This is a genomic window from Pseudoalteromonas sp. Angola-7 (assembly GCF_028599255.1).
GTDB lineage: Bacteria > Pseudomonadota > Gammaproteobacteria > Enterobacterales > Alteromonadaceae > Pseudoalteromonas > Pseudoalteromonas atlantica.
Genome location: NZ_JAQREL010000002.1, coordinates 58,975 through 72,908 on the forward strand (window position 1 = coordinate 58,975; position 13,934 = coordinate 72,908).

Annotated in this window: 12 protein-coding genes; 5 read left to right on the plus strand and 7 right to left on the minus strand. The window is 40.3% G+C overall.

Annotation, left to right across the window (positions count from 1 at the left end):
• Positions 1–123: 123 nt before the first annotated feature.
• Complete coding sequence (locus PSH50_RS02905) at positions 124–768, minus strand: GNAT family N-acetyltransferase (protein ID WP_273586110.1); 645 nt, start codon at positions 766–768, stop codon at positions 124–126.
• A gap of 211 nt (positions 769–979) precedes the next feature.
• Between PSH50_RS02905 and PSH50_RS02910 the strand changes: the two genes are divergently transcribed.
• The 3 genes from PSH50_RS02910 to PSH50_RS02920 all read left to right on the plus strand — a co-directional run bounded on the left by PSH50_RS02910 (position 980) and on the right by PSH50_RS02920 (position 2,540).
• A complete protein-coding gene (locus PSH50_RS02910) occupies positions 980–1,219 on the plus strand; it encodes a DUF2789 domain-containing protein (protein WP_273586111.1) in 240 nt (79 codons plus the stop codon).
• A gap of 270 nt (positions 1,220–1,489) precedes the next feature.
• On the plus strand, positions 1,490–1,753 hold the full coding sequence (locus PSH50_RS02915) for a hypothetical protein (protein WP_004585969.1): 264 nt from the start codon (positions 1,490–1,492) through the stop codon (positions 1,751–1,753).
• A 13-nt stretch (positions 1,754–1,766) separates the two neighbouring features.
• Complete coding sequence (locus PSH50_RS02920) at positions 1,767–2,540, plus strand: Zn-ribbon-containing protein (protein WP_024033695.1); 774 nt, start codon at positions 1,767–1,769, stop codon at positions 2,538–2,540.
• A 225-nt stretch (positions 2,541–2,765) separates the two neighbouring features.
• Here PSH50_RS02920 and syd read toward each other — a convergent pair whose 3' ends face one another.
• Complete coding sequence (gene syd / locus PSH50_RS02925; RefSeq protein WP_273586112.1) at positions 2,766–3,305, minus strand: SecY-interacting protein; 540 nt, start codon at positions 3,303–3,305, stop codon at positions 2,766–2,768.
• A gap of 59 nt (positions 3,306–3,364) precedes the next feature.
• On the opposite strand from syd, the gene queF reads away from it, so the two are divergent.
• A complete protein-coding gene (queF, locus tag PSH50_RS02930) occupies positions 3,365–4,210 on the plus strand; it encodes an NADPH-dependent 7-cyano-7-deazaguanine reductase QueF (RefSeq protein WP_054982267.1) in 846 nt (281 codons plus the stop codon).
• Between the two features lie 65 nt (positions 4,211–4,275).
• Here queF and PSH50_RS02935 read toward each other — a convergent pair whose 3' ends face one another.
• From PSH50_RS02935 to PSH50_RS02945, 3 genes are read right to left on the minus strand one after another with little or no spacing between them, the layout of a single operon-like run.
• Positions 4,276–5,157: a peptidylprolyl isomerase gene (locus PSH50_RS02935; protein WP_273586113.1), complete on the minus strand. Its 882-nt coding sequence runs from the start codon at positions 5,155–5,157 to the stop codon at positions 4,276–4,278.
• A gap of 20 nt (positions 5,158–5,177) precedes the next feature.
• On the minus strand, positions 5,178–8,861 hold the full coding sequence (locus PSH50_RS02940) for a translocation/assembly module TamB domain-containing protein (RefSeq protein WP_273586114.1): 3,684 nt from the start codon (positions 8,859–8,861) through the stop codon (positions 5,178–5,180).
• Positions 8,861–10,588, minus strand: coding sequence for an autotransporter assembly complex family protein (locus tag PSH50_RS02945; protein ID WP_054982264.1), 1,728 nt, complete (start codon positions 10,586–10,588; stop codon positions 8,861–8,863). Before PSH50_RS02945 ends, PSH50_RS02940 begins: the two co-directional genes overlap by 1 nt.
• 213 nt (positions 10,589–10,801) lie before the next feature.
• Between PSH50_RS02945 and PSH50_RS02950 the strand changes: the two genes are divergently transcribed.
• Positions 10,802–11,137, plus strand: coding sequence for a ribonuclease E inhibitor RraB (locus PSH50_RS02950; RefSeq protein WP_024033700.1), 336 nt, complete (start codon positions 10,802–10,804; stop codon positions 11,135–11,137).
• Between the two features lie 16 nt (positions 11,138–11,153).
• Here PSH50_RS02950 and PSH50_RS02955 read toward each other — a convergent pair whose 3' ends face one another.
• Complete coding sequence (locus PSH50_RS02955; protein ID WP_273586115.1) at positions 11,154–12,905, minus strand: DEAD/DEAH box helicase; 1,752 nt, start codon at positions 12,903–12,905, stop codon at positions 11,154–11,156.
• A gap of 171 nt (positions 12,906–13,076) precedes the next feature.
• Positions 13,077–13,379, minus strand: coding sequence for an H-NS histone family protein (locus PSH50_RS02960; RefSeq protein WP_004585960.1), 303 nt, complete (start codon positions 13,377–13,379; stop codon positions 13,077–13,079).
• Between the last annotated feature and the right edge of the window lie 555 nt (positions 13,380–13,934).

Here is a 13,934-nt window from a genome sequence, read left to right on the forward strand (position 1 = left end):
TACTAAACAGCATCTTACCCCATTAAAGCCGCATTTATGAACGACCGTAACTGATAATGCGCACGCCAATGTAAGATATATCTCACGGGCATATGTCCGTAATGGCGCTTATCGCTTACAGACTTACTTTGCATATGGTTTAAAAAGAAGCTCTCCGGATACTTTATTAAAGGCAAGTGCTTTAAAAGTGCTAAATCCTTCTGATTTAAAAAACGTATTATGCTCTTGGCGTGTAACAAAAACGGCAAGCCCTTTAGCCCCTGTGTTTTTAGTTGCTAAATCATCTAAGCCTCGTAACAGGTATCGCCCAAGCCCGTGGCCTTGCACGTGCGGGTCTACCGCAATAAACGCTAAATAGTAGTAATCGCCAATCTCATTAAGCGCAGTGCGTATTGTTTGCTCTTTTTCTATTAGTTGGTTGGTTTGCAAATACCCTGCGCTCAGCATTAACTTTAAGCGCCAATGCCAATAACGCTCTGGTTGTAATTGGCTGCTCGACTCAAATACACACGCCACTGCTTTTAATTTATCATCGCGGTACAAGCCTATTAATGGCAGTTTTTCTTGCCAAAAAGCACTGAGCTCTTCGCGTATCACTGAGCGTAATTTTTTCTCGTAGGCAGCCATATTATGTTGATCATAACCTAATAAATTTTGAAGTAGCGGATCATCATGATAGGCCTGATAGATTAAACTCCCTGCAGTGCTTATATCTTCAGGGGCAAGGTATTGTACGCTTAATGTGTACTCATTAGAGGTGACTGTCATTGTGTATCCTTTTTGCTTTACTACCCTCAACGTTGCCAAACTATTTACCGTATATAAAGTAATTGGTAATTGTATGGCGAAAATGTTTATCTATACTGCAAGTTAACTATATACCTAAAGCAAAAATACCGTCAATTCAGCGAGAGTTTAACTAGCAAAGCCTATAGTCTGGCTCTAAGCTTGGTTTAATTTAATCAGATGGAGTAATAATATGGATACGACAAAACACGATATGAAAACGTTGTTTGCACAATTGGGTTTACCTAGCTCAGAACAACAGATTGACGATTTTATTGCTTCTCACTCACTAGAAGACACAACGCTTTTACAACAAGCTCCTTTTTGGGATGAATCACAGCAGCATTTTTTAGCAGAATCGCTAGCAGAAGATGGCGCGTGGAGCGAAGTAATTGATGAACTTGATGTGAGGCTTCGCCAAGAAAGTAAGTAATACTAATTTGCTTAATTATGCGACCTATTTTGAGGTTCGATAAGCGTGTTTACAGCTAAACAAGAACTCACTATTTGCTTGTTCTAAATGAAAAATTTTTAACACAGGTAGCGACCCGTTTAGCCCCGCAAAATGATTAAGTATTATTGCGAATTGGTATAATCCCCCCTCTGCTTATACCAAGGCTTTATGCGCCTTGGTATTGTTGCTACTATAGCACCCGCGCAGCAAACACTTGCTGCGCTTATATATTAAAGAGTTACAAATCTAATGAATGCAGTTGTATTTGATGCAATTAAAGTCCTTCTTGATGAAGGCAAAACCCCTACTGTTGCCCTAACTAAAAGCCGTTTAGCACAACCTGTGCCTATGCCGGTTATTATTGCCGCAGTAAGCCAATATAAAAATAATCCTGATTCAATTCATAATTTAATGAAAAACCCTGAGCAGAGCATCGTTGAGCCTAAAACATCTCAACTCGATCGCATTGAGAAAAAACTCGATAGGTTGCTAGCCCTGTTAGAGCAAAAATAATTTGAGACTATAAATGTTCGTTGTTGATTTAACGTTTGACTGCTACCAAGACACCACCCTAGAGCAAGCCGAGCAAGCCATTAACCGATTAGTTAATGCACTGCGTTTTAACGGCCAAATTATGGGTGAAGAATTCCCAACTGTACTAAAAGATGGCTATTTTATTACCCGTGTAATGTGCCCAACCGAAGACGCCATGCACCCATTAAATAATAGCCCTTTTGTAAAACACAGTATTGAGAAGCTGCACAGTGCAGGTTTACTTGCTCCTAAAATAAAAGTTATTGGCCAAGACATTCACTCAAACGGTGCCGATACCTGTAAATCGCCTTCAAGCTATATTTTATACACAACCTATGTGCATACCTGTAGCCCACTGTATTGTGGTGATGACTTTTTACCTGTGCCATTGTTTACTATTCCGGCCATTGCTAATGGGGATTATAAAACACTCATAAAATGGCAAGAAGATTGGCAAGCCTGCGATCAAATACAAATTAACGGCGCTACTCGGTGCGAATTTCCAGCGCTTGAAGAAATATCAAGCACACAAAGTGACTTATACCGCCGCGGTAAAGACATTGCTAAACGTATCCGCTTTTTAACTCAAAAACCGGTTTATTATTATTTATACCGTGTAGGCGGTGTAGATAAAGCCTCAGAACTTGAGCGGAAATGCCCTAGCTGCAATAGTGAGTGGAAATTGCCAGAGCCGTGGTTTGGGTTATTTGATTTTAGGTGTGAGCCATGTGGGTTGGTATCTAATGTTTCGTGGGATTTTCAGTAACTAAAAGCCTGCACTTTGCAAAATAAAGTTACACACCTTATACAAAATCAGCTTAATGCATTGCACTAAGCTGATTTTTTAACGCTCAATTAAATTAAGTAAAAGCGGCAAGTAAGGCTACAATATCGCTGTTTTCGCTGTAATAACTAAGCAACCTTTAACGCGTCTTGCACAGGGCTTATCCTGCACAATAATTAACGATTACTGCACATTGGTTTAATTAACCTAAACCTCAAGCGCTTTTAAAAAAGATTCTATACTGGGTGCAAGTACATGATGCGGCTTTTTACCTACGTACTCTAAACATACCTCACCGGTATTTACCTGCACGGTAACCAGTAAGTCATCTTGCTCAGTTAAACCAATGAATAGGGTTTCTGGCTGCTTTAATTTTCGTTTCATTAATACATGACCGGTAATATTTTGTTGCAGCAGGTCAAAATCATCTTTATTCCAAGCTTGTAATAACTCCACACGGTGACCATCTATACTAGCTAAAATGCTACCGCCATACATGTGCCCATAAAACTCATCAACCCCAGCTGGGAAGCTCAGCTCAAGCGCGTTAGCTAAATCTGATAACGAACCTGCGGGGGTTTGCAAAGCACTTTTCCATTGAATATTGCCTTGTACGTCTACCTCGCCAAACTCGCAAGGGCTAGGCCATTGTTCATCGTGTGCCATAAGCGGATATTTAGCGGTGTTTTTAACGGTTTTTTCACAAAATTGCGTGTGAAGTTGGGCCATTTGCATTGCAACAGACATACTGCGAAACTCATTTAAATTAGATATAATGTCCCTATTGTAACTATTTAAGAGCAAACATGACAGATTACAGCAACTCTCCAGACCTTAAAGGTAGTGTGTTAGGACAATCTACTGAATACGTAGATGTATATTCGCCTAGCTTGCTTTTTCCTATTGCCCGCAAGTTAAATCGTGATGCTTTAAATATTGACGAAGCCGAGTTACCCTTTAAAGGCCAAGATATTTGGACAGGTTATGAGCTTTCGTGGTTAAACGCTAAAGGTAAACCGCAGGTTGCCGTGGCGCTGTTTACTTTTGCGTGCCAAAGCAGCCATATTATTGAGTCTAAGTCGTTTAAACTTTACTTAAATAGCTTTAATCAAACCCGCTTTGAAAGTACTGAGGTGGTAAGACAGCATTTAATTGAAGACTTATCAAATGCGGTAAATAGCGATGTAGCGGTAACGTTATACGCACCTGATGACTATAACTGCTTACCTTGCACGCCATTACCTGGGCAATGTATTGACGATTTAGATATTGAAATAGATAACTACGATATTGACGCCTACTCACTTAAATCAAAAAGTGACACCCTAGTTACTGAGACCCTGCACAGCCATTTGCTTAAATCTAACTGCTTAATTACCTCACAACCAGATTGGGCCAGTATAATTATTCGTTACACTGGCGAGCAAATATGCCATGAGGCACTTTTGCGTTATTTAATTTCATTTAGAACCCACAATGAGTTTCATGAGCAATGTGTAGAGCGTATTTATAGTGATTTGACCACGCAGCTAAACATTAAAGAGCTTGAAGTTTATGCGCGTTATACGCGCCGCGGTGGGCTGGATATAAATCCGTATCGTTCAACGCACTATAACGATACGCCTTTTGCGGTAAAAATTAATCGCCAGTAATACCAATCGACTTAAATATCACCATAAAAAAGGAGCTTAAGCTCCTTTTTTATACCCGTTATAAGCTAGTCAATGCGCTTAGTCGGAATAGGCATTGCGCACACATCAACATAATTATGGGCGTATACAAACCAAGGTTCGGTACGATTTTTTCGCGCCTCAATCAATTCTCTAAATGATTGCGAGTCTGTTTTCATAACATTAAAGGTGCTTTTATCACGCTTAATATCGGCCAATACCTCAATGTTTGTAATTGGGTTAAATGGCGTATTAGGAACAGGCTTACGCTGTAAACGATTAAAGTGCTCCATACCTTCAAGCACTCTTCCAAATACGGTAATATTTTTATCAAGGTAGCGCGGACCTTGGCCAATGGTGACAAAAAATTCAGTACTTGCACTGTTTATCTCATTGCCACGCGCCATGGCAAACACACCGTGGCAATGTACCTGCCAAGTTTGTGTATTAGAGGCGTTTTGTGCGACAGCAAAACCGTTTAAAAACCCCGTTACAGGCGCGTAACCATCGCCTTGTAGCTCTGTAATTTTAAGCGGCTGTGCGGTGCTATGGTAAAACTCTGCAGGCACAGTTTTATTAGCCGTTTTAATTGCTTTATTGCCTGAGCTGTCGCCACCTTGTGCTACAAACCCTTCAACAAAACGATAAACACGGGTATTTTTATAAAAGCCTTCTCGTGCAAGTTGTTTTATGTGCGCAGTATGTTTAGCTGCAAGCTGTGGGTTAAGCTCAACATAAGCCGCCCCTGTAGGCAGCGTAATTTTTAAAATATTTTGCCTATCTACATTTCGCCATTCGTGCGCTTTAGCGTGCTTTATTACCTCGCTTGCGCTACGGGTTGGGGTTTGTTGAGTGCCCGCGTGTTGCTCTGTGTATTGGGCGCAGCCAGTTAATCCTGTTATTAGTGCTGCTAAATATAATCCTTTCATATAATCCTTATACTGCCTATTTAGTCCCAATCAAACTTATAGAGTAAATCAACATTTTGATTTAAACCACTGGTGATCTCTACATAAAACTGCGAAAGCAGCTGATAGCGAATAGCGACCTCGCTGAGCGAGTCAAATACCCCTACGCTGTATTTAACTTGTAAGCTAGGCGCTACATAGCCCGATATTTCAAGCTTAGTGTTATCGCCAGAGCCCGTTGAACTTAAGCTTACATCAGATAAACCAATGGTTTCGCCAACTTTAGATACAACGCCTTCACTGCGGCTCACCCCTTGTGAGAGCAATAACTGAGTAAGCATGGCATCGCTTGAACTGTCGCCCTCGCCTAGCGGCTGCCCATTGAGTAAATAGGCCAGCGCTTGTGCTTGATCCATTGCCGGCTCAGAAAACACTTTTAAGGTAGGTTGTTCAACGTTACCAGTAAGCGTAACACCTGCCACAACATCGTTTGCTGTGGTGTCTGGATTACGTATGGCTTTAATATTTAAAAACGGTTGCTCAATCGAGCCACTAAACCCTATTTGCCCAGTACTAATAATTAAATCTTGGCCAAAAGCTAAATACGTACCATCGATTAAATTTAGCTCGCCGGTGGCAATTATAGGGGCGCCCTGGCTCATTTTGATGGCTAGATCACCCGCTATTTTCGACTCAAGACCAAACGATTCTATTTTTACATCGTTTTTAACAATCACTTTTAAATTTACATCGTAATCAAACGGCACGTTTTCTGCTGTTTCAGTTTGTTGATCAACAATAATCTCATCGTCGCTCACTTGAACGGCGCCCTCTGGCAGCTCTTCAATCATTACCCTGCCATAAGGCACAACCACTTCGCCAGACAGCTTTAATGCATTATTTGCAAGTCCAATGGTTAAATCAGGCGATACTTTAAACGTCACGCCTTGCTGCGCACGTACAAAAAACTGCTCGCCGTTAACGCTTACATTTACCTCAGGCTGGGCGCCTTGCCAATCTACGTCGCCGGTTAGGTTGATTTTACCGCCTTGGGTGTCGTTTAAATTACCTTTAATTGTGGCGGTGGTTTTATCAAATAAAATATTTACGTTAGATTTTTGCAATACCACCGGCAATTGCTCACCTTCTAAATTAATATCACTGACATTTAGTTCACCATTTAATAGAGGGTCTTGCAAAGTGCCGGCTACTGCCACGTTTCCTGTTATATCGCCTTTTAATTGCTCAAGGGTTTCGAGAAAGGGATGTAAGTCTGATAGCAATATTTTATCTATATTAAGGTGACCGTTTAATGTTTGCTGATTTTGAATATCATCAATATTAATTTCGGTGGCTATTTTACCTAGCACACTTGAGCGTAAATCGGCCTCTAGCTTACCCGTTTGAGAATCAGTGTAAGCACTGACTTTTAGCGTTTCGATGGGTAACCTAAACCGGTCTTCCTCTGAGGTAAGAACAGCAACAAGGTCATCCGCATTTAAATTAGCGCGAAGTGTTTTTAATGCGCCCTCGTTCCAATTTGCAGCAAAGTCGCCGCTTATATCGCCCCGCGTACGCATGTTATCTGGTAAAAAGTGTTTAAGCTCTTCAAGCGCTAAATTGCTCAACGTAGCATTAAATTGGCCCAAGTTTTTAGTTTGCGCAAGGGTGTTAATACATAGCTCACTTTTGTTTGAGCGCCAGCAATGCGCACTCACATCAAAATCGCTGGTTTGGATATTAAACATCACCGCAATTTTTTTACTATTACTAAAGCTGAGCTTTTTGTCACTTAGCGTTATATTACTGAGCGAGCCATTCCACACGTCATTATTGAGCTTACCGGTTACTTCAAGCTCAGCAGCGCCTTGCTCTGCATCTATGGCGGCAACCAGCTGATGGTCGGTTTTATCGCCAGTGGCAGTTAGCTCAACACTATTAATTACCTGATCAGCAACCATTGCTGAGCCTACGTTTAAGCTCACATCGGTTTGCCAATCTGCGGCTGTATCGAGCTGGCCTTTAAGGGTGAGTTTATTCACGTTTATGTCGTTATACATAAAGTTATCGAGTAATAACGATAAATCAACGGCGGGGGTTAAACGGGGTCCTCTTATTTTTAAATCGGCCTTACCGTTTGCAACGAGTGGCAGATTAGTTTGCTCATTTCCGGTAAGTGTTACTTTTCCGTCAACCTGCCAGGTGTCGTCAACTTGCCCGCTCAAGGTTAATTTATTGGCACCGCTACTTAAATACAGGCTGTCTATGTTGGCTTTTAGCGTATTGTTAAGTGTAAAGTTTGAGGCAAATTCAAGCGGTGTTTGGTTCAGTGTACCTGCAAGTTGTGTATTATCCATTTGCAAGTGCCAGTTTTGCCCTTCGCTGTTAAAGCGCCCTTCTAGCTGGCCAGAAATATTACTTGTAAGCGCATCTGTTAAGTATTGTGCTTTTAAGCTATTTAACGAACCGGTGAAATCGGCTTGTATGCCCTTTTGCCAATTAACATTACCTTTAAATATTGCACTACTGTCGTTTGCTTTTAGGCTTAAGGTACTTAACTGCGCTTGGCTAAGCGAGCCGTTTAATTGCGTGTTTAATACTACAGCTGGATAGGCACCTAATTGGCTATGCGCCTTTAAACTTAGCGTGTAATCATCCGCATTACCCGAGGCTGATAAATCAACATTATTTACTTTTAGCTCGTTACTTTGAGCGTCAATCAACCATTGCTCAACTTTACCAGTAAGTTCAAACGGATAATTTTTTTGTTTTAAATTAGCCGTTGCCGTTAAATTTAATGGGTACTGACCAGTCGTGTGTAAATTTATATTTAAATCAGATAGGTCACCACTTAACGCTAAATTCGCTTGGTGCAAGTCGCTGCTTAGCGCTACTTTAGCGTTTAAAGGTAAATTACCTTCAAGCTCACTAGTTAACTCTGTATTTAGTTGCCATTGTTGGTACTGCGCGCTAAGCGTTTGTAAGTTAACTTTTTCATCTTCTACATTTAATACAAGCGCTATATTTTCGATTGTGTGAGTTTGCTCACCTTGCTCAATATCCACCTTTTTAACGTCAAACTGCTCTACCCGTAAATTAAGGGGCGATGTAAATTCTATATCTGGTAACGCAGGCAGCGCTGTTAGCGCCTGGCCTTGACTAGCCGCTGCTTGATTAGATGAGGCCGGTCGCTCTTTAAGCTTTACCAATACATCACTAATAGTTAGGCTTTTTAGTGCTAAGGTTGCATCTTCGGCTTTCGCCGCAAGGGTAAAGTTATTTACGGTTACATCAGCACTGGAATGATTTAATACAAATTCGTTTATTGCTACATTTTTAACGGCAATATTAAAGGGAAACGTAATTTTAGCTAATGGCTCTGAGGTGCTCTGTTGTGTGGCTTCAGGTGCATTGCCAAGGGCAAGTTTGATTGACCGCGCACTTACATTTTCAATACATAGGCCATCGCACTGCCACCAAAATAAATCAATTTTAAGCTGCTGCGCTTTAAAATCTGTACTTTGGTTTTTAAAGCTCACATTAAACGGGTTGTTATATAAAAAACGCCCTTTTTTAATCTCGATATGTAAGCCGTTCACCATTTTATTGGCACTATAAGCAATAAATTGATTACCGGGCGCAGTAAATAACAAGCAAAAAATAATAACGGCAAGCGTGATTAAAACGCCGATGACGGCGGCGGATATTTTTTTAAATACTGACATTAAATTTCTGGCCCTATGGTAATGCTTAAACGTGTGCTTTTACTTTCTTTAGTAAGCCCCCATGCATGGTCTACTTTTACGGGGCCAATGGGTGTTAAATAACGAAAGCCAAAGCCTGCGCCCACTTCAAAGTCGTCCGAAAAGTCATTTGTGGCAGTACCGCCATCAACAAATAAAGCTGCGCGCCAATTTTGTGCAAATTGGTAATTGTATTCAATAGTACTGGTTAGTAAGTATTTACCACCGATTAAATCACCGTCTTCATCTTCAGGAGAAATAGACTGATAAGCAAAACCACGTACACTTTGGTCACCACCGGCATAAAAGCGCAGCGAGTAAGGTACGTTTTCAATATTATCGACCAGCATGGCGCCCACGTTTGCTTTTAAAAAAACTAAATGTTTATCTAAATAGGTTCGCAGCCACGCATGCTGCAGCTGCACACGCACTAAATTTGTGGTTGAAAGTACATCATCTAAACCAAACTCAGCCGAAATTAGCCACTGCTCACCCCAATAAGGCGTTGTGCCTCCTTTTGACTTTTTACGGGCATAGCTAATACCGGGCATAAGCATTTCGGTGCTTTCTTCTGGTTCATCACCAATGCGGTATGTTTCTTGGTCTCGACGTAAAAAGGCCGTGCGTACCCATTTATCTTCAGTTAACCATTGGCGCTGCAGTTGACCGGTCAGTATTTCACTGTAAATGTCATCGGCAAGTTCATCTTCTAACTTGTAACCCACTGATAAACGCCATAAATCGTCGTTAGGGTCATCTACCGGAATGGTGTACGCCATAGAAATATCTTGCTGTTTCTCAGCTACATTTAAATTGCTTTCCAGATAATGCCCATCTTCTGTGATCCAGGGTTTACTCCATTTAAAACGCACTTTCGGGCCCAGCTCGGTATTAAAGCCACCGCCTACTTCGTAGCTATTAGCAGGTTTGTGTAGCACATCAATATTTATAGGCACTTGTCCGTTAGCTCTTGCTGGTATATCGGCATAAATACGCACGCTTGCAAAATACGGTGTGCTTGAGAGCTCAAGGTTATAATCGGCAATTTGTGTGGCTTTATAAGCTTGCCCTTGGGTAAAAGGTGCCAGTGAACGAATATATTTTTCTGCGGGGGTTTCGCTGGCAATGATTATATTGCCATACGTGTAGCGCACGCCGGTATCTATATTAAATGTAATAACGGCACTGTTTTTTTGCACTGATACCGCAAGCTTTCGGGCTGGCCATTTAGCATCAAAATAGCCTAGCTCTAATAGCATTGACTCTATTTTTTTATGCGCTGAGTCGTACCTGCCATGATTAAGAACATCGCCCTGGGTTAAATTTAAATTTTTAATAACGTTTTGTAATTGCGAGTCGTTTTTACCCTCACCATTAAGCGTTATATTAATAGCTTCTATGCGCGTTGCAGGGCCGCGCTCTACTTTAACGATAAGCTCTTTGTCGTCTTTATCAAACTCAATGTCTACCGTTGGGTTGTAATACCCCAGCGCTTTAATACTGCTTTGCACTTGCTTTTTGGCATAGCGACGCAAGGTTCTGGTGGGTTTTTCACCAACCAGTTGTTTTAAATAGAGCTCAACGTTACTTTCTAACTCGCCACTAATCCCTTTAATTTCGTAATCTTCAATTACCCTTTGCTCAGCGCTGGCTTGAGTGCTTATAAAAAAAGCTAAAAAAAACACAAAACGTAATAACTGTTTGAACAAGTAAATATCCTTACTTTTTATTCTTTAAAATTTAACCACCAATGAGTTGCATACTACCATAGCCATAATGAGCAACACATTAACTTAATGGTAATCTTGCACCAAATTTCACTCCCTTTTAAAGCCTATAAAGTTAAAATTAATACGCTTTAAAGCAATATTTTGGTTACAATAGTGGCTACGAATACAAAATTAATTTTAAATGAGTTTTTAATGCAATTCCCTGATGATGATAACGGCCAACTTTTAGCCGAAATAGCCGCTGCTGGCGTTGATTTAAGCAAAATGCACCAAATCGATTTTTTCATTTTATTTGAACAACAAGCTGATGCTGAAAAATTTGCCAAAGAAATAATCTCTGATGCATTAGTACAAAGCGCAAACGTTGAAAAATGTAAAGACACAGGCGTGTGGGAAGTGATTACTCATGTACAAATGGTGCCAGAGCACACATTGCTTGGCCAAGCAGAGCAATACCTTGAAAGTATTGCTAATAGTTACAATGGCTATGGCGATGGCTGGGGTTTAATGGACGAAGACGCCGCTTAACAAAAATCAGTTAAGCTTAGCCGCTTAACTGATTAGCTTTTCTAAAGCTGCCAGTGTAATCAAATAATTTATCAGATACCTTCCAGCCATACTTTTTACTTTTACGCGCGATAACAAAATCGGGGTGCACTAAATCATACTGTGCCTTAATTACCTGCTCAGCACTTTTAAATTCGACAGGCGCTTGCCCCTGTCCTAAGCGTTTACCAAACTGTTTATTAAAAATATACTGCCCGCCTTTACTGGCAAGGTTATAGACCTCATCGCAACTTGCACCATCTTCATCAAAGTAGGTTATTTTAATTAAGTCATCTTTAAGTTTGATCACTGATAAGCCACTACAGCGCAGTACTAACGCATCTTTTAAATTAAGGGCGTTACGTAGCTTGTCGTCGGGGTCAGCCATTACTGCGCCGCAATCATGGCATTTACGAGCTGCTATATCGTTTTGAGCGCCACATTGTTCGCACTCTTTAAACCTAAACCGATAATCGCATTGCTCTTTATGGCCTTCGTCATCTTCTAATAAACCTTGGCAGCGCCTGCCAAAATGCTCAACTACTTTGCCATCAGCATCGGTTTTTCCCCAAAAAATATTTGCAAACCCACACCCAGGGCAAAGCACTTGAACGGGCTCATTATCGCTATCACCTTTTTTATCGCCCACCTCAGGATGAAATAAATCAAAGCCGTTGCCTGCGTAATCTATAACTAAGCAGTCTGTTTTTCCTTCATTTAGCCTAAGCCCACGGCCAACAATTTGCTGGTATAAGCTAACCGATTCGGTGGGGCGTAAAATAGCGATAAAATCGACATGCGGCGCATCAAATCCGGTAGTTAAAACAGAAATATTAACGAGGTATTTTATGTTTTTTTGTTTAAATTGATTAATTAATTTATCGCGTTCTGCATTGGGGGTATCGCCAGTTATAAGGGCACTTTGCTCTGCGGGTAAATAAGTTAAAATTTCTTGCGCGTGCATCACCGTTGCCGCAAATATCATCACGCCTTGGCGGGTTTCACTGTATTGTATTACCTGCTTCAGTATAGCTTGCGTTGCGCGCTCGCTATTTTTTAAAAGCGCATTCATGTCATCAGTCGTATATTGACCAAACGCATTAGTAGCCAAGGACGAAAAATCATAATGACTAATTGCCGCGTCCACTTCATTTGGCGGCGTTAAGTAATTATGTTTGATCATATACCTGAGCGGTAATTCAAATATACAGTTTTTAAATGGACTTTCTTTATTACCTTTTACAAAACCATGGTAATGATGATGGTATATCCACCCCATTCCTAATCTATAAGGTGTGGCTGTTAAACCCAATACTTTTAACTGAGGATTATATTCTTTGAGCGTATTTATAACCTTTCCATATTGGCTTTTTTTATCACCATTTACTCTGTGGCACTCATCAATAATAAGCAAAGAATAATGCTCATTTAATTTATTTAAATTACGCGATAAAGACTGAACACTGGCAAAGGTAACTTGGTGGCTGAGTGATTTTTCTTTTAACCCTGCTGAAAATATACTCGCTTCTAAACCAAAACTTTTATATTTATGTGCGTTTTGTTCTACCAACTCTTTAACATGTGCAAGCACCAAAATTTTTTGCTTAGCAATTCGCGCAAGCTCTGCAATAACAAGGCTTTTTCCCGCACCGGTAGGCAGTACAATCACGGCAGGATCATTTGTTTTTCGAAAATGTAAAACGGTGCGCTCTACGGCCTCTTGCTGATACGGCCTTAATTTATAGCTCATGAAAATAGTAAATAGAATAACCAGAAATGCAGTTTAACAAATACTAAGCGACTGCGGGGAGTTTAAGGTAAGTTTTGGCCAATTAAATCTCGCGTACAAAGCGTAAGCCTAAGTTTAGTTATTAAATTATACGCCATTAAAAAGAGAAGCCGTAGCTTCTCTGTTACTTTATTAAGCTAGGTGCTTTTGTAAATCAACACCTTCAAACGCTTTAGGGCGACGGCCACGACCGGTCCATTCAATCACTTCGCCATCTACTTCAATACGATACTTAGCTTTTACTTTAGTACGTTTATCTGCAGTACCGTCTTGTAAATCTTCTAACGTAAGTCCTTTTTCTTTTAAAAGATCCAACACTTCCTGTTTAGCTTGTAGCTGCTCAGTATATTTTGCAATCGCATCAGTGATTAATTGTTGTGCTTTTTCTAGCTCAGTTAATGATGCTGTTTTAATAAAAGATCGAACTTCTTTCATTTATATCTCGCTCAATTATAGGGTTAGATTTTAATTCCTTTTTAGTATAAGCCTAAAATAGTAAATAGGCTACGAGAAGAAAGTATTAGCTATTTACTACCTAGAAAATTGCAACTAATAACTACTTTTAGCAAATATTAGATGAAAAAGTATTCTAACCTATGCAAAGAAATACAACTATAGAGGCCAAAAATAGTATTCGTAAGTGCTATGAATTGGGTTGGGAATGAAAGACGAAAAATGTGTTTAAGGGATTGGATGCGACCATCAATAATCGTCAGTATTAATGCTGTATAATTCATCATTAAGGTAGAGGATGTTAGTACTGCTCACAGGCATACCAAATAAAGATTACGACCAAAAGTACGAGCTGGGCGCATTAATGGCATGTTGAAGCAATTGTCCTAACTCTAGAAATCCCAAAACCTAAAATAGCTAAGGAGAATTAGTATTAATATAAACCGAATATGAGTTTAGAAAGGCAAACACCAAACCAAGCCTATAAAAAGGCCAGTAGCAAAAACTACTGGCCCTAGATTAAAACCGTCAATGTAT